Source organism: Rhizobium sp. N731 (assembly GCF_001664145.1).
GTDB classification, from domain to species: domain Bacteria; phylum Pseudomonadota; class Alphaproteobacteria; order Rhizobiales; family Rhizobiaceae; genus Rhizobium; species Rhizobium esperanzae.
This window is the reverse complement of sequence record NZ_CP013605.1, coordinates 204691-225449: the sequence shown is the minus strand read 5'-3', so window position 1 is coordinate 225449 and position 20759 is coordinate 204691. Positions and strand designations below refer to the sequence as shown.

General features: G+C 61.9%; 22 protein-coding genes. 13 read left to right on the top strand and 9 right to left on the bottom strand.

Going from position 1 to position 20759, the window contains the following annotated elements:
- The 5 genes from AMK02_RS26355 to AMK02_RS26335 all read right to left on the bottom strand — a co-directional run bounded on the left by AMK02_RS26355 (position 1) and on the right by AMK02_RS26335 (position 3734).
- Entirely contained in the window at positions 1–762 is a 762-nt protein-coding gene (locus tag AMK02_RS26355; RefSeq protein WP_064807561.1) for an ABC transporter ATP-binding protein, read from the bottom strand.
- Positions 759–1799 (bottom strand): FecCD family ABC transporter permease, encoded by a 1041-nt coding sequence (locus AMK02_RS26350; protein ID WP_064807559.1) that lies wholly within the window; start codon positions 1797–1799, stop codon positions 759–761. The genes AMK02_RS26355 and AMK02_RS26350 overlap by 4 nt, the downstream gene beginning before the upstream one ends.
- Complete coding sequence (locus AMK02_RS26345) at positions 1796–2821, bottom strand: ABC transporter substrate-binding protein (protein WP_064807557.1); 1026 nt, start codon at positions 2819–2821, stop codon at positions 1796–1798. Before AMK02_RS26345 ends, AMK02_RS26350 begins: the two co-directional genes overlap by 4 nt.
- Before the next feature lie 151 nt (positions 2822–2972).
- Positions 2973–3254, bottom strand: a complete 282-nt coding sequence (locus tag AMK02_RS26340; protein ID WP_064807554.1) for a hypothetical protein — start codon at positions 3252–3254, stop codon at positions 2973–2975.
- 27 nt (positions 3255–3281) lie between these two features.
- Positions 3282–3734: a hypothetical protein gene (locus tag AMK02_RS26335; RefSeq protein WP_064807553.1), complete on the bottom strand. Its 453-nt coding sequence runs from the start codon at positions 3732–3734 to the stop codon at positions 3282–3284.
- A gap of 168 nt (positions 3735–3902) precedes the next feature.
- On the opposite strand from AMK02_RS26335, the gene AMK02_RS26330 reads away from it, so the two are divergent.
- Positions 3903–10202: a HAMP domain-containing protein gene (locus AMK02_RS26330; protein ID WP_064807551.1), complete on the top strand. Its 6300-nt coding sequence runs from the start codon at positions 3903–3905 to the stop codon at positions 10200–10202.
- A gap of 10 nt (positions 10203–10212) precedes the next feature.
- Entirely contained in the window at positions 10213–11886 is a 1674-nt protein-coding gene (locus tag AMK02_RS26325; RefSeq protein ID WP_064807549.1) for a response regulator, read from the top strand.
- 67 nt (positions 11887–11953) lie between these two features.
- On the opposite strand, the gene AMK02_RS31525 is transcribed toward AMK02_RS26325, so the two are convergent.
- The gene (locus tag AMK02_RS31525) at positions 11954–12424 is read right to left on the bottom strand and encodes a hypothetical protein (protein WP_145924255.1); all 471 of its coding nucleotides are present in this window, start codon (positions 12422–12424) and stop codon (positions 11954–11956) included.
- 246 nt (positions 12425–12670) lie between these two features.
- On the opposite strand from AMK02_RS31525, the gene treZ reads away from it, so the two are divergent.
- The 6 genes from treZ to AMK02_RS31975 all read left to right on the top strand — a co-directional run bounded on the left by treZ (position 12671) and on the right by AMK02_RS31975 (position 17415).
- Positions 12671–14452 (top strand): malto-oligosyltrehalose trehalohydrolase, encoded by a 1782-nt coding sequence (gene treZ / locus AMK02_RS26315; RefSeq protein ID WP_064807975.1) that lies wholly within the window; start codon positions 12671–12673, stop codon positions 14450–14452.
- A 13-nt stretch (positions 14453–14465) separates the two neighbouring features.
- Complete coding sequence (gene malQ, locus AMK02_RS26310) at positions 14466–16391, top strand: 4-alpha-glucanotransferase (protein WP_064807545.1); 1926 nt, start codon at positions 14466–14468, stop codon at positions 16389–16391.
- 173 nt (positions 16392–16564) lie between these two features.
- A complete protein-coding gene (locus tag AMK02_RS26305; RefSeq protein WP_064807543.1) occupies positions 16565–16780 on the top strand; it encodes a hypothetical protein in 216 nt (71 codons plus the stop codon).
- A gap of 10 nt (positions 16781–16790) precedes the next feature.
- Positions 16791–16973: a hypothetical protein gene (locus AMK02_RS26300; RefSeq protein WP_064807541.1), complete on the top strand. Its 183-nt coding sequence runs from the start codon at positions 16791–16793 to the stop codon at positions 16971–16973.
- A gap of 9 nt (positions 16974–16982) precedes the next feature.
- The gene (locus tag AMK02_RS30870; protein ID WP_064812628.1) at positions 16983–17171 is read left to right on the top strand and encodes a hypothetical protein; all 189 of its coding nucleotides are present in this window, start codon (positions 16983–16985) and stop codon (positions 17169–17171) included.
- Positions 17134–17415 carry a hypothetical protein gene (locus tag AMK02_RS31975; RefSeq protein WP_189637046.1) on the top strand — a complete coding sequence of 94 codons (282 nt, stop codon included), beginning with the start codon at positions 17134–17136 and terminating at the stop codon, positions 17413–17415. The genes AMK02_RS30870 and AMK02_RS31975 overlap by 38 nt, the downstream gene beginning before the upstream one ends.
- A gap of 69 nt (positions 17416–17484) precedes the next feature.
- Here AMK02_RS31975 and AMK02_RS26295 read toward each other — a convergent pair whose 3' ends face one another.
- The 3 genes from AMK02_RS26295 to AMK02_RS26285 all read right to left on the bottom strand — a co-directional run bounded on the left by AMK02_RS26295 (position 17485) and on the right by AMK02_RS26285 (position 18556).
- Positions 17485–17718 carry a hypothetical protein gene (locus AMK02_RS26295; protein WP_064807539.1) on the bottom strand — a complete coding sequence of 78 codons (234 nt, stop codon included), beginning with the start codon at positions 17716–17718 and terminating at the stop codon, positions 17485–17487.
- Between the two features lie 181 nt (positions 17719–17899).
- A complete protein-coding gene (locus AMK02_RS31970) occupies positions 17900–18148 on the bottom strand; it encodes a hypothetical protein (protein ID WP_064693055.1) in 249 nt (82 codons plus the stop codon).
- 147 nt (positions 18149–18295) lie between these two features.
- The gene (locus tag AMK02_RS26285) at positions 18296–18556 is read right to left on the bottom strand and encodes a DUF982 domain-containing protein (RefSeq protein ID WP_064807538.1); all 261 of its coding nucleotides are present in this window, start codon (positions 18554–18556) and stop codon (positions 18296–18298) included.
- A gap of 261 nt (positions 18557–18817) precedes the next feature.
- On the opposite strand from AMK02_RS26285, the gene AMK02_RS26280 reads away from it, so the two are divergent.
- From AMK02_RS26280 to AMK02_RS26260, 5 genes are all read left to right on the top strand, one after another.
- Positions 18818–19132, top strand: coding sequence for a hypothetical protein (locus AMK02_RS26280; protein ID WP_442966378.1), 315 nt, complete (start codon positions 18818–18820; stop codon positions 19130–19132).
- Positions 19133–19147: 15 nt separating this feature from the next.
- Entirely contained in the window at positions 19148–19555 is a 408-nt protein-coding gene (locus AMK02_RS26275) for a hypothetical protein (RefSeq protein ID WP_064807536.1), read from the top strand.
- A gap of 66 nt (positions 19556–19621) precedes the next feature.
- Complete coding sequence (locus AMK02_RS26270; protein ID WP_064807535.1) at positions 19622–19870, top strand: hypothetical protein; 249 nt, start codon at positions 19622–19624, stop codon at positions 19868–19870.
- 207 nt (positions 19871–20077) lie between these two features.
- Complete coding sequence (locus AMK02_RS26265) at positions 20078–20308, top strand: hypothetical protein (protein ID WP_064807534.1); 231 nt, start codon at positions 20078–20080, stop codon at positions 20306–20308.
- A gap of 101 nt (positions 20309–20409) precedes the next feature.
- A complete protein-coding gene (locus AMK02_RS26260; protein ID WP_064807971.1) occupies positions 20410–20673 on the top strand; it encodes a hypothetical protein in 264 nt (87 codons plus the stop codon).
- The last annotated feature ends 86 nt before the right edge of the window (positions 20674–20759 follow it).

The following is a 20759-nucleotide window of genomic DNA, read 5'->3' as shown; positions in this document are numbered from 1 at the left end:
TCACCTGAGATAGTGGATATGCGGGCGCGAATGATGGGGGGAGGCTTCGATGCGGGCCTCGACCGAAAAGACCTCGCGCAGCAGCGTCTCGCTCAGCAAGTCCTCAGGTGCGCCTGAGGCGACGATCCTGCCCTGCTGCATGATAATAAGCTCATCGCAGAACATGGCGGCATGGTTGAGATCGTGCAGGGCGACGATGCTGGTGATCGGCAGGCCGGAGACGAGCCGCATCAGGCCGATCTGGTGCTGGATGTCGAGATGATTTGTCGGTTCGTCGAGGATGAGTTCCTGCGGCGACTGAGCGAGCGCCCTGGCGATGTGGGCGCGCTGTTTTTCGCCGCCCGACAGACTCTGCCAGCGCTCGTCGCGCTTTTCGGCCATGCCGGCGCGCGCGAGCGCGGCCTCGACCGCCTCTTCGTCGGCTCTCGTCCAGCCCGAAAACATCGACCGGTGCGGGAAGCGGCCGAGCTTGACGACGTCGACGACCTTCAGATTGGCATTGGTCGTGGCGTGCTGCTCGACGAAGGCGATGCGCCGGGCGATCGAGCGGCGGCTGATCGTGCCGATATCGCTGCGGTCGAGGGTGACGCGGCCGGAATGCGGCCGCTTGAGCCCAGCGAGAAGCCGCAGCAGCGAGGTCTTGCCGGAGCCGTTCGGTCCGAGCAGGCCGAGCATCCGGCCGGGCTGCGCCTCCATGGAAACGCCGTCCAGAATGGTCTTCCTGCCAATTTTCCAGGTGAGGTTGTCGGCCTTGATGCTCATGACGCGCGCTGGAACCGGTAGAGAATGATCGAGAAGAAGGGCACGCCGACCAGCGCCGTGACGACGCCGATCGGCAGGATCTGGTTGGGAATGAGGGCGCGTGCGGCAATGTCGGCGAGCACCATGAAGATCGCGCCTGATATGGCACAGGCCGGCAGGAGACGGATATGCAGCGGCCCGACGACGAAGCGGGCGACATGCGGCACGACAAGACCGACGAAACCGATCGAGCCGACCATGCTGACGATGGTGGCCGTCATCATCGCGGTCAGCGCAAAGAGCGCCATTCTGGCGCGGCCGACATTGACGCCGAGCGAGGATGCCGCCTCATCGCCGAAAGCGAAGGCGTCGAGCACGCGGGCGTAAAGCAGACAGGCGGCGAGGCCGAAGCCGACGACGATCGAGACCAGCGCGAATTCCGGCCAGCGCACGCCGCTGAAGCTGCCGAGCAGCCAGAACATGACGTCGCGGGCCTGCTGCGCATTGGCCGAGGTCGTGACGATGTAGGAGGTCGAGGCGTTGAAGAGCTGCGATGCGGCGACACCGGCGAGGATGGTGCGGTCGGCGCCGCCGCGCGTCCCGTTCGAAAGCAGCGCCACGAAGAAGAAGGCGGCGAAGGCGCCGGCAAAGGCGCCTGCCGACAGCGACACCGCACCCGCGCCGAGGCCCAGGATGACGATTGCGACGGCCCCGGTGGAGGCGCCGGCGGAGATGCCGAGCACATAGGGTTCGGCGAGCGGATTGCGCAGCAGCGACTGCATGATGGCGCCTGATAGCGCCAGTCCCGCGCCGCAGAAGGCGGCGACGAGCGCGCGGCTGAGCCGATAATCCCAGATGACGGTCTCATGGATGCGGTTCAGCTCGACCGCAGTCCAGCCGAGCCGGTTGGTGACGGCCGAGAAGGTGGTCGCAACCGGGATCGGCAGCTCGCCGATCCCGACGCTGACGCCGATGGCGACAGCGATGAGGCAGAGGGAAACCAGGAGCAGTACGGTGACCGCTCCCAGCTGTCGGAAGAGACGGCCCGCTTCCGTCACTTCAGGAGACCAAGCGCCTTCAGCTGCTCGGCAACCTGCTCGGCGCCGTAGATCGTGCGGATGGTCGGGTTCATCGCCTGGCCGTCCATCACGACGAGAGCCTTGTTCTTGACGGCCGGGATCTGGCTGACGGCCGGATCGGTGTTCAGGAAATTGATCTTGGCCTCGGGCTTGTCGAGCTCCCAGCGGTTGCGGTCGAGGCTGGCGACGACGATGACGTCGGGATTGGCGGCGATGATGCCTTCCCAGCCGACGGTCGGCCATTCCGCATCCGCGGTGATCGCATTGTGGCCGCCAAGGAGGTCGGCGATGAAGCCGGAGGCGCTGTTCTTGCCGCCGACATAGGCATCGGCCGACGGGCTGGGGCTGGAGAACCAGAAGACGTAGGAGAGGTTCTGGCCGTCCTTGGAAACGCTCCCGCGAAGCTTGGCTTCACGCGCCTTGAAGTCGGCAATCAGCGCCTGGCCGCGATCCGCGACATCGAAAATCTGAGATAGTTCGTCGATCTCCTTGTAGAGGAGATCCATGTTCCACAACTCGCCGCGGCTGCCATACTGATCCTTGACGTCCTTGGTGCTGAGGCAGGTGCTCGGCGAGAGATAGGTTGAAACACCGACCTTGTCGAAATCCTCGCGCTTGGCGATCTTGCTGTTTGGCCCGACGAGGCTCGGCAGAGCCACCGCCACGAAATCGGGATTTTCGGCGAGCATGGATTCGAAGGTCGGCATCTCCACAGTCAGGAGCTTGACCTTGGCATTGGCTTCGGCGAGCTGCGGCAGGACCTTGCTCGGCCAGAAGGCCGTGCCGACCATCTTGTCCTGAAGGCCGAGCAGCAGCAGGATCTCCGCGCTGTTCTGGCCAAGGCCGATCGCCCGCTCGGGCGCCTTCTTGAAGGTCACTTCGGCGCCGCAATTTTCGAGCGTCAGCGGGTAGGTCGTCGAACCGGCGAATGACGGGACTGCGGCAAGGCCGATCAGGGCGGAGAGGCCGCAGGCGGCCAGAAGTGATTTGAGGCTGGTCACGATGAAAATCCCGGTGCGTGAATATATGTGGCCGGGGTATAGCCACAGGAACGACCGGAAAACAAGACAAAAATGATCAACTTATTGCAAAAATCGACGGCACTGAACACTGCCGCCGGAACAGTGTTCGCCAGCGTCGATTCGAACACGGTCAGCTAAGCTTGCCGACAAGCTTGGCATAGTCCGAAAACGTCGCCCCTTCGCCTTTGCTGCCGGCTTCGCCGGCAAGCTGCAGCACGCGGATCGGAAACAGGATCGCCGCGAGGTTGGCGCCGGACAGCTCGTGATCGTCATCCTGCTCGATCGCCCTTTTAGCCTTCGAAAGCGCGGTATCGAGTTCCCCGCGTGTGAGCAATTCCTTTTCGACGATCGCGTCGCATATCGAGGCCATCGCCATGATCAGGCCTTTAAGCTGCAGATTGGCGGTATTCATGAGAACTCCCAGGTGAAGAAAGGATTTCTAGTCCTGTTCGACCGGCCGTATCGTATCGACCGAGACCGTGCCGTCGAGGATACCCCGCTTTATATCACGTCTGTCCCGATCGATCTCGATCACGGTGTAGAGTTTGTCGTCACGAAAGGCGCTGGCATGGGCTGTGGTGACATCTTCGGCGGGCGCCGCATCGACTTCCATGAAATCGAGCTCGCGCGCCGCGGCAACGATCCTGGCATCGCCGGTCGTCCGGGCGGCGACGACGACGGCGCCGTGGTTGGGGGCATTGCCCCATCTGGGATCGTCTGGCCTGGCGATCGGCTCCAGCCGGTAGATGTTCAGCACCTCGCCGCCGGTTTCGGACGATGCCTCCGCCGCGGCATCCTGCATCTGCGCCTGGCTCTCGACCGACTTTCCGAAGGTCGTCGGGCTGGTCGCATTATTGATCTCTTCCTTGCCTGTCCTTGAGACGTTCGACATGTCGCTCTCCTTGTCAGGACGGAAACGACGGCCGGCGGGAAACTGTTCCCACGCAGGCAAAGTTTGGCCAGTGACATTGGGTTAGGCCTATCTCTGCAACCCTGCGGCACACCCATACACTTTTTCCAGTCGAGCACTAGTTACCCTCTGTCAAACAGGGGGGATTTCGTGAGCACGCAAACCGGTGAATTTTCGCGCGACGACGCTGCGGCCGAGAGCCTCAACGGGCACGACCACAAAAGCATGGCGTTCGAGGATGCCAGCGCCCTTTTGGAGGTGCTGGTCGCGGTCAGACGCGGCGATTTTTCCGTGCGGATGCGCTCCGACCTGACCGGGGTTACCGGCAAGGTCGCCGATGCGCTGAACGACATCATCGCCGCCAACCAACGTATGGCCCAGCAGCTCGAACATGTCGGTCAGGTCGTCGGCCGCGACGGGCGGACGAGCACGCGCGTGCGCTTCGGCCTGTCCGATGGTTCATGGTCGGAAATGGAAGGCTCGATCAACGGCCTGATCGACGATCTCCTATGGCCGACGACGGCGGTCACACGCACGATCACCGCAGTCGCCAAGGGAGATCTGCTGCAGACCGTGCCGCTCGATGTCGACGGACGGGCGCTGAAAGGCGAATTCCTGCGCTCGGCCGATATCGTCAATACGATGATCAAGCAGCTGAGCGTCTTCACCTCGGAGGTGACGCGTGTCGCCCGCGAGGTCGGCACCGACGGTAAGCTCGGCGGGCAGGCGCAGGTGCCGGAGGTGACGGGCGTCTGGAAGGACCTGACCGAAAGCGTCAATTCGATGGCCTCGAACCTGACGGCGCAGGTGCGCAATATCGCGGAGGTGACGATCGCCGTTGCGAACGGCGACCTTTCTAAGAAGATCACCGTCGACGTGCGCGGCGAAATCCTGCAGCTGAAGGAAGCGATCAACACCATGGTCGACCAGCTGCGCTCCTTCGCTTCCGAAGTGACGCGCGTCGCCCGCGAAGTCGGCACCGAAGGCAAGCTCGGCGGCCAGGCGCTCGTGCCTGGCGTCGCCGGCACCTGGAAGGATCTGACCGACTCCGTCAACGCCATGTGCGGCAACCTGACCGCGCAGGTGCGCAACATCGCCCAGGTGACGACGGCGGTGGCGCGCGGCGACCTCTCGCGCAAGATCACCGTCGACGTCTCGGGCGAAATCCTCGAACTCAAGGAAACCATCAATACGATGGTGGATCAGTTGAACGGCTTTGCCGGCGAAGTCACGCGCGTGGCGCGCGAAGTCGGCACCGAAGGTCGGCTCGGCGGCCAGGCTCAGGTGCCAGGTGTCGCGGGCACCTGGAAGGATCTGACCGACAACGTCAATTCGATGGCGTCGAACCTGACGGCGCAGGTACGCAATATCGCGGAAGTCTCCACGGCCATCGCCAATGGCGACCTGTCGAAGAAGATCACGGTGACGGTGTCGGGCGAAATCCTCGAGCTGAAAGAGACCATCAACACGATGGTCGACCAGCTGAACGCCTTCGCCTCGGAAGTAACGCGTGTGGCCCGCGAAGTCGGCACGGAAGGCCGGCTCGGCGGTCAGGCGAACGTACGTGGCGTCGCCGGCACCTGGAAGGATCTGACCGAAAACGTCAACTCGATGGGCGGCAACCTGACGGCGCAGGTGCGGAACATCGCGGAAGTCTCCACAGCCATCGCCAATGGCGACCTGTCGAAGAAGATCACCGTCGACGTGAAGGGGGAAATTCTCGAACTCAAGGAAACCATCAATACGATGGTCGACCAGCTGAACGCCTTCGCTTCGGAAGTGACGCGTGTGGCGCGTGAGGTCGGCACGGAAGGCCGGCTCGGTGGTCAGGCCAACGTGCGCGGCGTCGCCGGCACCTGGAAGGATCTGACCGACAGCGTCAATTCCATGGCCTCGAACCTCACCGGCCAGGTGCGCAACATCGCCGAAGTCGCGACTGCGGTCGCTCAAGGCGACCTTTCCAAGAAGATCACCGTTCCGGTGTCGGGCGAAATCCTGGAGCTGAAGGAGACCATCAATACGATGGTCGATCAGCTGAACGGCTTTGCCGGCGAGGTGACGCGCGTGGCGCGCGAGGTGGGTACCGAAGGCCGGCTCGGCGGCCAGGCGAACGTGCTCGGTGTGGCCGGCACCTGGAAGGACCTGACCGACAGCGTCAATTCCATGGCCGGCAACCTGACGGCACAGGTGCGCAACATCGCCGAAGTCTCCACGGCGATCGCCAATGGCGACCTGTCGAAGAAGATCACGGTGTCGGTTTCGGGCGAAATCCTCGAGCTCAAGGAAACGCTGAACACCATGGTGGATCAGCTGAACCGCTTCGCCTCGGAAGTCACCCGTGTTGCCCGCGAAGTCGGCACCGAGGGCAAGCTCGGTGGTCAGGCGCAGGTGCCGGGCGTCGCCGGCACCTGGAAGGACCTCACCGAAAACGTCAACTCGATGGCCTCCAACCTCACCGGCCAGGTGCGCAACATTGCCGAAGTGACGACCGCCGTGGCGCGCGGCGACCTTTCGCGCAAGATCACCGTCGACGTGAAGGGTGAAATCCTCGAACTGAAAAACACCATCAACACGATGGTGGACCAGCTCAACGCCTTTGCCGGCGAAGTGACGCGTGTGGCGCGCGAAGTCGGCACCGAAGGCAAGCTTGGCGGCCAGGCGCAGGTCTCCGGTGTGGCCGGCACCTGGAAGGACTTGACCGACAGCGTCAACTCCATGGCCGGCAACCTGACGGCGCAGGTGCGCAACATCGCCGAGGTGGCGACCGCGATCGCCAATGGCGACTTGTCGCGCAAGATCACCGTCGACGTGCGCGGCGAAATCCTGCTGTTGAAGGACACGCTGAATACCATGGTCGATCAGCTTCGCTCCTTTGCCGGCGAAGTGACGCGTGTGGCCCGCGAAGTCGGCACCGATGGCCGCCTCGGCGGCCAGGCCGTCGTTCCCGGCGTTGCCGGCACCTGGAAGGACCTGACCGACAACGTTAACCTGCTCGCCGCCAATCTGACGACCCAGGTGCGCAACATCGCCGAAGTGACGACCGCCGTGGCGCGCGGCGACCTGTCGCGCAAGATCACCGTCGACGTGAAGGGCGAAATCCTCGAACTGAAAAATACCATCAACACCATGGTGGACCAGCTCAACGCTTTCGCCGGCGAAGTGACGCGTGTGGCTCGCGAAGTGGGCACCGAAGGTAAGCTCGGCGGCCAGGCGCAGGTGCCGGGAGTCGCCGGCACCTGGAAGGACCTGACGGACACGGTCAACGTCATGGCCGCCAACCTGACCGAGCAGGTGCGCGGCATCGTCAAGGTGGTGACGGCGGTGGCGAACGGTGACCTCAAGCAGAACCTCACCGTCGCCTCCAAGGGCGAGGTCGCAGCCCTTGCCGAAACTATCAACAACATGACCAACACGCTCGCGACCTTCGCCGATCAGGTGACGACGGTGGCGCGCGAAGTGGGCGTCGAAGGCCGCCTCGGCGGCCAGGCGAATGTGCCGGGCACCGCCGGCACCTGGAAGGACCTGACCGGCAACGTCAACCTGCTTGCCGCGAACCTGACGACCCAGGTGCGCGCCATCGCCGAGGTGGCGACGGCCGTCACCAAGGGCGACCTGACGCGCTCGATCAAGGTCGACGCGCGCGGCGAAGTTGCCGAGCTCAAGGACAACATCAACACGATGATCGACAACCTGCGCCTGACGACGGAGCGCAACACCGAGCAGGACTGGCTGAAGACCAATCTGGCGCGCTTCACCAACATGCTGCAGGGCCAGCGCGACCTGACGCTGGTCGGCAAGATGATGCTCTCGGAATTGGCGCCGCTGGTCGGTGCGCATCAAGGGGTGATTTACCAGGTGGATGCCGACGAGGAGCAGCCGTTCCTGTCGCTGCTGTCGGTCTATGCGCAGGGCGTCGAGGCGGCGCACCCGCTGCGGCTCGATTTCGGCCAGGGCCTCGTCGGCCAATGCGCCAGTGACGCCCGCCGCATCCTCGTCACCGATCTTCCCGACAATGTCGTTCCGATCAGCTCCGGTGTCTTCACGACCCTGCCGAGAAGCGCGATCGTCCTGCCGGTGCATTTCGAGGGGCAGGTGAAGGCGGTCATCGAGCTTGCCTCCGCCGGCGAATTCACCGAGCTGCAGCTTTCCTTCCTCGATCAGCTGACGACCTCGATCGGCATCGTTCTTAACTCGATCGAAGCGACGATGCAGACCGAAGGACTGCTGAAGCAGTCCCAGCAGCTCGCCGCCGAGCTGCAGACGCAGCAGCGCGAGTTGCAGCAGACCAACGAACAGCTCGGCCAGAAGGCGCAGCAGCTGGAGGAACGCAACGTCGAAGTCGAGGCGAAGAACCAGGAAATCGAGCAGGCCCGCCGTGCGCTGGAGGAAAAGGCGACCGAACTGGCACTGACCTCGAAATACAAATCCGAGTTCCTCGCCAACATGTCGCATGAGCTGCGCACGCCGCTGAATTCGATCCTCATCCTTGGTCAGCAGCTCGGCGAAAACCCGGACGGCAACCTGTCGGTCAAGCAGGTCGAGTTTGCAAAGACCATCCACGGCGCGGGCACCGATCTGCTCAACCTCATCAGCGATATTCTCGATCTCTCGAAGATCGAGTCCGGCACGGTCTCGGTCGACGCCGAGGAGATCTTCGTCAGCAACCTGCTCGAGGTGATGGCGCGGCCGTTCCGGCACGAGGCGGAAAACCGCAACCTGTCCTTCGCGATCGAGGTCGGCGCCGATGTCACGAAGAGCATCATCACGGACTCGAAGCGGCTGCAGCAGATCCTCAAGAACCTGCTCTCGAACGCCTTCAAGTTCACCGCGCATGGCGGCGTTACGCTTCGCGTTGCGTCGGTGACGAGCGGCTGGTCACCGGACCATCCTTCTCTCCGGCACGCGCCTTCCGTCATCGCCTTCGAAGTGGTCGACACCGGCATCGGCATTCCGCCTGAGAAGCAGCGCATCATCTTCGAGGCGTTCCAGCAGGCGGATGCCTCGACCAGCCGCAAATATGGCGGCACCGGCCTGGGGCTGGCGATCAGCCGCGAACTGGCGAACCTGCTTGGCGGCGAAATCCAGCTGCGCAGCACTCCGGGTGTCGGCAGCACCTTCGTGCTTTACCTGCCGCTCACCTATGTCGGCGCCGGTGCGGTGGCGCCGAAGCCTGCTCCGGCAGCGGCGAACGTCGTCGAGTTCGCCGAGGCGGCTGCTCGCCGGGCGGAGAAACCTGTCGAACATGTCGCTGACGATCGTCACCGGATCGAACCCGGCGACTCCGTGCTGCTCGTCGTCGAGGACGATGCGCATTATGCCCGCGTCCTCGTCGATCTCGCCCGCGACAACGGTTTCAAGGTACTGGTGGCGATGCGCGGCAGCGACGCGCTTGTTCTCGCGCAGGAGTACAAGCCGTCAGCGATCTCGCTCGATATCTTTCTGCCTGACATGCTCGGCTGGACGGTGCTGAGCCAGCTCAAGCAGAATTCGCAGACGCGGCACATTCCGGTGCAGATCATCAGCCTCGACGAGGATCGTCAGCATGGGCTGACCCGCGGCGCCTTCGCCTTCATGAGCAAGCCGACGACGCCGGAAGGCCTCGGCAAAGCCTTGTCTCGGCTGAAGGCCTATGCCGAGCCGCGGCGCAAGCAGCTGCTGCTGGTGGAAGACAACGAGGCCGAGCGCATGAGTGTCACCGCCCTTCTCGGGCACGACGACATCGACATCACGAGCGTCGGCTCCGGATCGGAGGCGCTCGCCGTTCTCCGGCAGGGCTCGGCTGATTGCGTCGTGCTCGACCTCACGCTGCCTGACATGTCCGGCTTCGAGGTGCTGGAACATATCCGCGACGACGCCGAGATCGGCGAAGTGCCGGTGGTCGTCTTCACCGGCCGGGAGCTTTCGCCGGACGAGGATGCGACGCTGCACAGCATGGCTCGCAGCGTCGTGGTGAAGGGCGTGGAGTCGCCCGAACGCCTGCTCGACGAGACGGCGCTTTTCCTGCATCGGGTGGTTGCCGACCTGCCGGCCGCAAAGCAGGCGACGCTGCAGGAATTGCACAGCTCGGACGAGGATCTGGTCGGCGAGACCGTGTTGCTCGTCGATGACGATGCCCGCAACATCTTTGCGCTGAGCAGCGTTCTCGAACGCCGGGGGATGAGGGTGCTAACGGCGACGACGGGCAGCGAGGCGATCGACGTCATCAACACAGAGCCCTCGGTGGCGTTCGTGCTGATGGACATCATGATGCCCGGGATGGACGGCTACGAGACGATGCAGGTCATCCGCTCTGAGCCGCGCTTCCGGCGGCTGCCGATCCTGGCACTGACGGCCAAGGCGATGAAGGGAGACCGGGAGAAATGCCTGGAAGCCGGCGCGTCGGACTACCTGGCAAAGCCCGTCAACACCGAGCAGCTCCTATCGGCTCTGCGCATGTGGCTGCACCGCTGAGGATCCGGCCATGAACCCCGTCAACATCCTCCTCGTCGACGACCAGCCCGCAAAGCTTCTGAGCTATGAGGTCATTCTCGAAGAGCTCGCGGAAAATCTGATCAAGGCGCAGTCGGCGCGCGAAGCTTTCGAACATCTGCTGCGCAGCGAGATCGCCGTGATCCTCGTCGACGTCTGCATGCCCGAGCAGGACGGTTTCGAGCTCGTCGGCATGATCCGCCAGCACCCGCGCTATCAGAACACGCCGATCATCTTCGTCTCCGCCGTGATGCTGGCCGAACCCGATCGGTTGCGCGGCTATGCGGTCGGCGCCGTCGATTATGTCTCCGTCCCGATCGTGCCTGAGGTGTTGAGGGCCAAGGTCAGGGTCTTTGCCGATCTCTACAGGAAGACGCGGGAACTCGAACGTCTGAATGCCGAACTGGAGGCCAGGGTACATCAGCGCACCGCTGAGCTCGAAGCCTCGGCCGCGCAACTGCGTCAGCTGAACGAGGAGCTGGAGCACCGCATCGATCAAAGGACGCGCGAGCGCGAGGAGGCGCTGGCGCAGCTCTTCGAGGCGCAGAAGCTCGATACGATCGGCCACCTGACGGGCGGCGTGGCACATGATTTCAACAATCTTCTTATGGCGGTGCTCGGCAGCCTCAATCTGCTGAAGAAGCGGCTTCCGGCGGACGAGCGAAGCGAACGCCTGGTGACGAACGCCATCCAGGCGGCCGAACGCGGTACGGCGCTCACCCAGCGCCTGCTTGCCTTTGCGCGCCGACAGGAGCTGAAGCCACAGGCGGTCGACTTTCTCCGGCTGTTCGAAAACGTCGAGGATCTGCTCGCCAAGGCGGTGGGACCGCGCGTCGAGATCCGCAAGCGCATCCCTGCGGAACTGGAGCCGTTGCTGGTGGACAGCAATCAGCTGGAACTGGCGCTGCTCAACTTGTTCGTCAATGCGCGGGATGCGCTCGAAAGCGGCGGTGTGGTGACCGTCGCGGCTGCGGCGGAGGATGCCCGGCCGGCTGGTCTTGCAGGCGGGGATTACATCAAGATATCGGTGTCGGACGATGGCGAAGGGATGGACGAAGCGACGGTCCTGCGCGCCGCCGAGCCATTCTTCACCACGAAGGGGATCGGCAAGGGCACCGGGCTCGGCCTGTCGATGGTGCACGGTCTGGCAGCGCAATCGGGCGGTTCGATCCAGATTTCGAGCACGAGAGGCAAGGGCACGACCGTCTCCCTCTGGCTGCCGATCGCGCAGAGCATTGCCAAGGCGCAGCCGGCGGTCGTGCCTGCGGCCGCGGAACCCTTGAAGCCGCTCTCGCGATCGCTTGCCATCCTCGTCGTCGACGACGATGCGCTTGTCAGGACCGGGACCGTGGCAATGCTGGAGGATCTCGGACACCTGCCGCGGGAGGCGGCTTCCGCTACCCAGGCCCTGGAAATCCTCGCCGGCGGACAGGAGTGTGATCTCGTCATCACCGATCATGCCATGCCGGGCATGACGGGCGCCGAGCTCGCGCGCCACCTTCGTTCAGCCTTTCCCGACCTGCCCGTGATCCTCGCCTCCGGCTATGTCGAGCTTGCCGAGGATCAGGGGCTCGGCCGGATGCTCAGAATGGCGAAGCCGTTCACGCAAGAGCAGCTCCAGGCGGCCATGGACGAGGCGCTGAGAGACAAGGTCGCGGCGGCGTGATGGACGAAGCGAGTGGCAGGCTCGGCCGAACGTTGGGCTGAGACTGAAGCGGCGGTGGGGCCGCCTCTTATTTGCCTCGCTCCCAAGCGATGATGAGAAAGTACGAGAAGCTATCAATCTTATTATCTTTGGGGTTTATCGCCAAAGCCGCCTCTTCGAAATTTGTCGAACCGCTCAAGGTGTACACAGTCTTACATCTGCCGAGACTGTCCACCGACGGATCGCAAAATTTTAGAAGGCGATTTTCGATATGCAACTCTTCATTGATGATCTTGCCAATGTCCAGCAAGATTTCCTTTGCATGGGGATCTGGATCTTTCATGTACGAAGAGCCGTCAAGTTTAAGAGTCTTTGCAATCCTTAAGCTTCGCCTGCTCCCATCGCATTCAAATATCAGTGCGGCATCCGGCGAGCTTTTGCCGAAGGCTGGACATTCACCTTCAATGGATCCTAGAGACTGTATCGAAAAACCTTGTAAATTCGGTGCCTGCATTCCGGTGAAAAGTAAAATAGACGTAAGGCCCAGAATATATTTCACGGCATCGCCTTCGCTCCGTTGTGCCCCGTTTCTGCTCTTGACTATTGACCGTCACGATCGCCGTCAGTTTCCTGTGTCACGTTATCAAAACTGATATCATCCATGCGAGCACCGTCGGGCCCGGCTCGACAGACGCGAATCCCACGCTGGCGGAGTGACTCGCCGCTTCCCACATCCGGCTTGCAGACGAAACTTTTTGCTGCCGTGCAAGTTACCCAGTTCCCGTTCATTATCAAAGGCTGTCCCTTGACCAAAATGACGTTTGGCCCCGCATTCAGCGAAGACGGCATTCTGTTCCGAATCTGGGCTCCTCTGCATGACTGCGTGTTATTGAGGATCGAAGGCGCGGACCTGCGTCCGATGCAGGCGGACGACGATGGCTGGCATCGCTGCGTGGTCGCGGAAGCCGGCGTCGGCACGCGCTACCGTTTCGTGCTGCCGGATGGTCTCGGGGTTCCCGATCCCGCCTCGCGGTTCCAGCCTGAGGATGTGCATGGCCCGAGCGAGGTGGTCGATCTTTCTGCCTACCGCTGGAAGACCACTGCCTGGAGGGGCCGGCCCTGGGAGGAGATGATCATTTACGAACTGCATATCGGCTGCTTCACAGCGCAGGGAACTTTCAGGGCCGTGATCGAGCGTCTCGACCATCTGCGGGAACTGGGCGTGACGGCGCTGCAGATCATGCCGGTCGCTGAATTCCCGGGCCGCTATAGCTGGGGCTATGACGGCGTGCTTCCCTATGCACCCGACAGCAGCTACGGCCGGCCGGAAGATTTGATGGAGCTGGTAGATGGGGCGCATGAGCGCGGCATCTCGGTCTTCCTCGACGCGGTCTACAATCACTTCGGACCGGAGGGAAACTATATCCCGTCCTACGCGCCGCTCTTTACCGATCATCACAAGACGCCCTGGGGCCGCGGCGTCAATTATGATGGCGACGGCTCCGAGATGATCCGCGAATTCATCATCGAGAGCGCCATCTATTGGATCACCGAGTTCCGACTCGATGGTTTTCGCTTCGATGCCGTCCATGCGATCAAGGACGACAGCAGGGAGCATCTTCTGCATGCGCTCGCCCGTCGTGTCAGGGAAGCGGCCGGCGACCGGCAGGTTCACCTGATCGTTGAGAACGAGGAGAATGACAGTGACCTTTTGGAACGTGACGCAGACGGCGAGGCGAGGCTGTTCACGGCCCAATGGAACGACGATATCCACCATGTGCTGCATATTGCCGCCACGGGTGAAACCTTCGGCTACTATGCCGATTATACCGGTGAAGCCGGCGAGCTCGGCCGGGCGCTGACGGAAGGCTTCGTATTCCAGGGCGAGCACATGCCGTATCGCGGCGAAAGCCGAGGCAGGCCGAGCGGCCACTTGCCGCCCACCGCCTTCGTGTCCTTCATCCAGAACCATGACCAGATCGGCAACCGGGCGCTGGGGGACCGGATCATGGCTTCGAGCCCGACGGATGCCGTCAAGGCTGTCACATCGATCTACCTGCTGGCACCTGAGATACCGATGCTGTTCATGGGGGAGGAATGGCGTGCGCGAGAGCCTTTCCCGTTTTTCTGCGATTTTGAAGGGGATATGAACGAGAAGGTCAGGAAGGGCAGGCGTGAGGAGCTTTCGCGCCTCCCGGGCTTCGATGCTGACGGGCATCTCGACCCGACGGCGCCGTCGACCTTTGCGGCTGCCAAGCTCGACTGGTCGAAACGCGCCTCATCGGAAATGCTTGAATTCTACAGGACGCTTCTCGACCTCCGACATCGACGGATCGTACCCCTGCTGAAAGGCGCCGGCGGCGGAAACGGGGTCTATCGCTCGGCAGGTGCAACGCTCGCGGTGGATTGGGCCCTGGCCGGCGACCGGCGCCTTCATCTGCATGCCAATCTCGGTGGCGAGGCGGCGCCGCCTCTCTCGCGGCATGACGAAGGCGAAACGATCTTCCGCCTGGGTGGCAGCGACGGAGGCCGACTGGCGCCCTGGACGGTGATCTGGAGCATCTCGAAAGGTGAGGGCCTGACATGAAGGCGATCGGACGATGAAATCCGCCGAACTCGACAGGCTCGCCCGGCAATACGGGATCTGCCCGACCAGGCCCAGTCCCGACGATCGCGAGGTGGCGATTTCTGCCGACACCAAACGCAAGATACTCTCGGCATTGGAAGTTGAACTGTCGGCACCCACCGATCGCGAGACGAAGGGACCGCGACGGGAGCAGCAGCCGGAGCGGGCGGATAAGACGATCCCTAAGTCGTTTCTGCCGGACTTCCTCTTCAATACACGCATCTGGGGGATTAGCCTGCAGCTTTACGAACTGCGTTCGGCACGAAACTGGGGCATCGGAGATTTCGAGGATCTGTCCGATGTGGCCGACCTGGCGGGGAAGCTTGGCGCTGATTTCATCGGCATCAATCCGCTTCACGCACCATTTCTTGCCGATCCCGATCGCTGCAGCCCCTATGAACCTTCAAGCCGTCAGCATCTCAACCCGCTCTATATCGCGGTCGATCGATTGCCAGGTTTTGTCAGTAGTGTCGAACTTGAACGGCAACTGGAGCGACTTCGTCAGAGCGACCTCGTCGATTATGCCGGAGTTGCGAGGGCCAAGCTTGGAACTCTGCGGGATCTCTGGCGCGCCTGGCTGCAGGCGGGTGCCGCCGATGAAACCTACGATCCCGTTGATTTCGATGCCTTCGTCGCGCGAGGCGGCAACAGCTTGCGGCGCCATGCGCTCTTTGAATGTCTTTCGCTTTCCATGGTGGAGCGTGGGGCAGGCGCCGGTTGGCAGGCATGGCCCGCAGATTTCCGGCGCTCTGACAGCGCCGCCGTCGCAGAATTCGAGCGCGATCATGAAGACGATGTACTGTTCCACATGTGGCTGCAATGGCTCGCCCACCGGCAGTTGCTGCGGGCGGCGGACCGGGCGCGCGAAGCCGGCCTGCGGATCGGGCTTTATCTCGATCTTGCCGTGGGCGAGGCGGTCGACGGATCGGCGACATGGAGCGAGCCGGATGTCTATATTTCGAAAGCGACCATCGGCAGCCCTCCCGATCCGTTCGCCATAGAGGGGCAGGACTGGCATCTTGCCGGATATTTGCCTTCCGCGATCGCTGCGGGAGACGGCTCGCCTTACCGGCGCATGGTAAGCGCCGGCATGCGCTATGCCGGTGCGATCCGTATCGATCACGCCCCGGCGCTCCGGCGCCTCTTTCTGGTGCCGCTCGGCAGCAGGCCGGATGGCGGCGCCTATGTCTGCTACCCCCAGCATCGGCTTCTGCAGATCCTGGCCGAGACGTCCACCGAGCATCGATGCCTCGTTATCGGTGAAGCTTTGGGAATGATCCCGCCGGATTTGCCTGACGGGCTGGCGGCGGCGCAGATCCTTTCGTATCGCATTCTCTCCTATGAACAGGACGAGAAAGGCTTCAAGCCGCCGGATGCCTATCCCGTTTTCGGCCTGACCTGCATTTCGACGCACGACCATCAGACGCTTGCCGGCTGGTGGCGTGGCGCCGACATCCAGGATCGCCACGACCACGGCATCGTGCCGCCCGATCTCACGGCAAAACATCTCCAGCACCGCCGGCGCGAGCGACGAAATCTGAAGGCGGCGCTCCGCGCTGCCGGCATCGACGTGCCGGCTCGTCTCAGTGCAAGGGCAAGCAGGGAGACCTTGAGAGAATTGACCGTCAGCGCCTACCGCTTCATCGCCCGTACTCCGTCGCTTCTCGTCGCGGTTCGGCTTGCCGACCTGACCGACGAGAAAAGGCCCACCAATATCCCTGGCACGAGCAACAGCTACCCAAACTGGAAGCCGAAGCTGTCGGTGTCGCTGGAGGGGCTGGCGTCGAACCCTCTGCTGCATCGCATTACGGCGGCGATGCGGGAGGAAAGGCCACGGATTCAAGCGGCAGGGGAACGATCGGGGGGCAGGCGGATTTCGAATAGAGGACTGCCGAGATGAAAGCCAAAGACACTTGTCGACGTCGCCGTAGAGACTGACGAAGGACGGGTGCCGCTGGGCATGGTGAACGGCAAGCAGGCATTGTCGTTCCCTCACGATCTCGATGAAGGTATCGCATCCCGGAACCTCCACGGGCCTGGCGTGTTTGACTCCATAAATGGAAGGAGAAAATCATGGCACATGCCGATCGGAAACATATTGGCGCGGGCGCGAAGGGGAAGGGCGACGGAGGCGGCGCAATGACCAATCTCGACGAGAAAAAGCTTCCCGAGAACACGGTTCTTTCGAACCGCGACAAGACCCGGCACTCCAAAGAGCGCGGCCTCGACGGCAAGACTGTTCAGACCGAGCAATATTCGGATCACAGCTCCAATCGGAATCCTAAATGAGGACAAGGTGATGAGCAGCAGACTACCCCCCATTCCCGCCGACAATGTCAGCAACAAGGGAGCCGGCAAGCCGGCGCGAACCGAGGCAGAGGATTCCGCGATGGCAGGCGGCAGCGAAAACCCTGAAAAGAAGGGTCAGCAAGGAAACACCAAAGTCAACACAACCCATCAGGGTTACCAGCAGGACAGGTAGGAGGCATTGATGTCTACCTCGAAGAAGAGCCCGTCGACTATCCGCCAGGGCGGCCCAGGCGCATCCCACGAAAACGCCAAGGCGCCGCTCGAGATACCGAAGCCGGCAGCCGAGCCGGATAGACGTACGAGAAGCAAGGTTTCCGGCGGCGGTGGCGAGCATGATCGCCATCACACCCACGACGCAAGAGAGAAGTGAGGGACAGACCTGGCGGCGGAACCTGATGAGCCAAGGCACGAGTTCCAACGCTTCACATGATCAACATGACGGAAAACAGACCATGACGACCGCATTCATCCTTGTTGCACTGGCTCTCATCTTCATCTACGCCGGCCCGACATTGCTTTACATCTGCGTCGGTTATGCTGACTACATGATCGAACGGCGCCGACATTTGTTGGCTGTAAAACACGCGGTAAAGCGTCGCAGCGACGAGCTTTAGCTGTCCGGTTGACGGCGAGCCAGGATTTCATTCACGCTTGGGATGCCGATATCCTCGGCCGCCGCAGTATCACTCGATTTCGTCGGCACGCTGGGTGATCGCGAAGCCCTGAAGGATGCCGGCCTTTTCTGAGTCGTTGCCGGCATGTGCAATAAGAGCGTAGAAGGCCGCCCGAACGATCTCTCTCTTGGTGGCCTGCGGATGCGATTTCATCACGGCCTTGATCAGCTGCTTTGGTGTAATATCGGCTCGCGTTTCCTTCAGGATGGCCTCGCCGAGCTCCTTCAGATCCTGTTCTTTCATCCGATTTCCCCCGGACCTCGTGTCCGATTTCCTTGAGATCATGATGAGGCAGAATGCGTTGCTTTACTTCCTAGATCGCGACCGCGACGCCTCTCCTTGGCGGCGGCGGCCGCCTTGACCCGCGACAGTACGCTTTTATCTGCGCGTTTGCGCAAGAGAGATTCCAGCTTTCGAACAGACGTTAGTGGATCGACTGCGAGGTCGGAGCGTTGATCTTGAGCAGATCAGGGGCGGGAAACATCTCGATCAATCCCGATGCGAGGTCGTCGACATCGGTCTTGCCGTCATTGAAGAGCTGGATGGCGGCGCTGCACAGGATCTGGCTGTCGTGTTCACTGACCGCGACGCCGAAATGGCGATACCAGCTCATGACAGCCTTCGACAGGCATTTGAAATCCTGCGGTAGTATTGGTCTGTAGAAAATCGCCATGAACGCTCGCCACGATTGCCGCTTAATTTCATCGCTCTTCACTCAATCAAGATAATGGGGGCGCTGTCTGATACCAAGCGGCTCGTTTCCTTGGTGCGTTAGCGCACGGACCAGCTGTTTCGAGCGGCGTGCCGAGCCTTTTTTGCCTCAGGCGAGGACACCCGCGGCAATGGCGGCCTGGATGAAACGTTGGCGCGCCAGTTCGGCGCTTCCGCGTCGGCGAAGCGCATCGACGCAGCGCCGCTTCGCTTCGAAATAACCGCCGCCCCGAACCTTGGACCAGCGATGGTTCAGGACGTCGAGTGCCGCGTCCGGACCTTCTATTCGCTGCTGCTCGCTTTCCGCGGTGCGGATGAAAACCGGATATTGCCAAAGCAGGTGGAAATCGACCTCGATGACGTCAGCCATGATATGATCCAGAATGGTCTTTCGGACGGCGGCCCCTGCCTCTGTCTCGGAGCGTCCGGTACTGGGCCGGGTGGCCAAACGCAGGCCGGGTCCTCGCGGAGAGCCTCGGTCGGATCGGTGCTTCATGGTTCATATGGCATCTCCTTTGCCGGCCGAACTACGCCATGGCACGGTTGTTCCTGTTCGAAGAGGAACTCTTGCCTGGCGCCACCGGGTTCTGGAACAATGTCCGCCGCCTCTTGTTACTTGTGCGACAGGCGAATGCTGAAACAGCCGGAGGATTCGATGAGGCGGAGCGTGGGACTGGCGCTGGTTCTGGCCATCGCGCTGACGGGTTGCACCACCAGCGCAGGCAGCTACTCATCAGCGGGACTGGCGCCCATTCCGGGCAGCATCACCTATCAGGGGCAACCGCGCACAAAGTTGACGAGATCGCCGGTCGGTTCATCCTTCCCGCACACCTTTACGGATCAATGGGGACGGCAAGTCGAGGAGATCTACATTATCCGGCCCGACCGGAGCTTGCTGATCGCCGAGCGCCATTACCGACCGTTTTTTTCGCTCGATGATGACTAGAGAGGAAACCTGATCATGCCGCGTCGCAAGAACACTGTGGGGACGATGCTCGACACCAAAGGAGCCAAGATCGGCGAGCCGGTTCCGAAAGCGATCGTCGATATCAATACCGCCTCTGTCGGAGTTCCCCGTCAGGCCGAGCAAGATTTGCGCACAGAACTGAGCGCTCTGCGGCAACAGGTCGATAGGCTTCAGCAGCAGGTCATCAGTGCCGGGCGATCGGCGAAGGGCGGCGCCGGAATGGTGGTCCGCGAGACCGGGGCACTGGCGAAACATTACCCGCTCTCAACCTTTGCCCTCATTGCTGCCGTCGCGGGTTTGTCGGCGTTTGCCTCACGTCAACTCTCCCTGCCGCGCCATCGCGGGCCATCGGCCTTGCGCGAACTCAGGGATTTCTACGGCAGAATGCGCGACTGGATCTGACAAGATCTTAGGATTGTCAGCATCCCGATTCTGCCCGATTCTTGATCAGGCAGAGAGGGAAAACGCATGCTCGACATCCTTATACGAAGCGTTCTCGATATTGTCCGGCGAGCGGAGCGCTTGATCGAAACGGCGAGAGGGCTGCCTGACAGGGATGATCTTGATGAGGTCGAATTATATGAACTCGATTATGAGATCGAACGGCTGAGGGACGCGGTTCTTGCGGCGGACGAAGCTGTCCGGTCGCTCGCGCGCAGGGTCGAATGCTGGCCGCAGGCCGTTCGGGGCGACGCGTTACAGACGACATTGCACTGATTGCGTGACTTTCGCAGGCTCTGGGCGATTCCATAAGAAACTGTTCTTAAAGATCTTTTATAGCGTGCAACTGCGTGTCACGCCGATGTCACGCGACCATGGAAGCAATATATGCTTGATTGGGCCGCTCAGCGCTTATGATTTCCGGCCGGATGCACTGAAATAGGGGGACGAGGGACAGGGCGCTGTTATCGTTGGGGCATCGCGATGACTTTGAAAACCTCCGGGCAAATATCCGAGCCCGACGAATTCGTATTTCAGGTTCACACCCGGACGATTGCTGAGATACGCTATGATATTCTCAACCAGGTCATGACGGTCGTCTATCACGACGGCCGCTCGCGCGCGACAACCGGCATACAGGGTCCGGCGATGCTTAGGATCCTCGCCCAGCGTCCGCTGGAGCGTTCCCCGTTTCTGCTGCAGACGGTCATCTGATCGAGAGAGCCGGCGCGTCCGCCGCTAAATCGTCTTGGTGGTGCATCTATTTCGGGGGAGCTGCGTTCATCCTGGGTAGCCAGACCATGAAGGGAACGCCGATGACCTTTCCACCGCCAAAAGTCGAGGCTCCCGCTCAGCGCTTCGAAGAAGCGAGCGCTGCTGCGCGCGACGCTTTGGAGAAGTTGATCGCCGCCGCCAATGAAGCCGGATGGGGAACAGAGGAAATCTCGGTCGCATTCCTCGAGGCGGCGCGGTTTCTAACCGAAGCAAACAGAAAAGATCCCGATCCTGCCGACGACCCTGCGATCAGCGACGTGCCAGGCAAGAGGGAGCAGATTGGCCACGGTGAGCTTTTCGATTAGACGTCGCTTCACATCCCGCCGAGGACCAAGCTCATCGGCCAATCCTTGCGACCGAGCTGCGTATGACGAGCCGCTCCGACGGATCA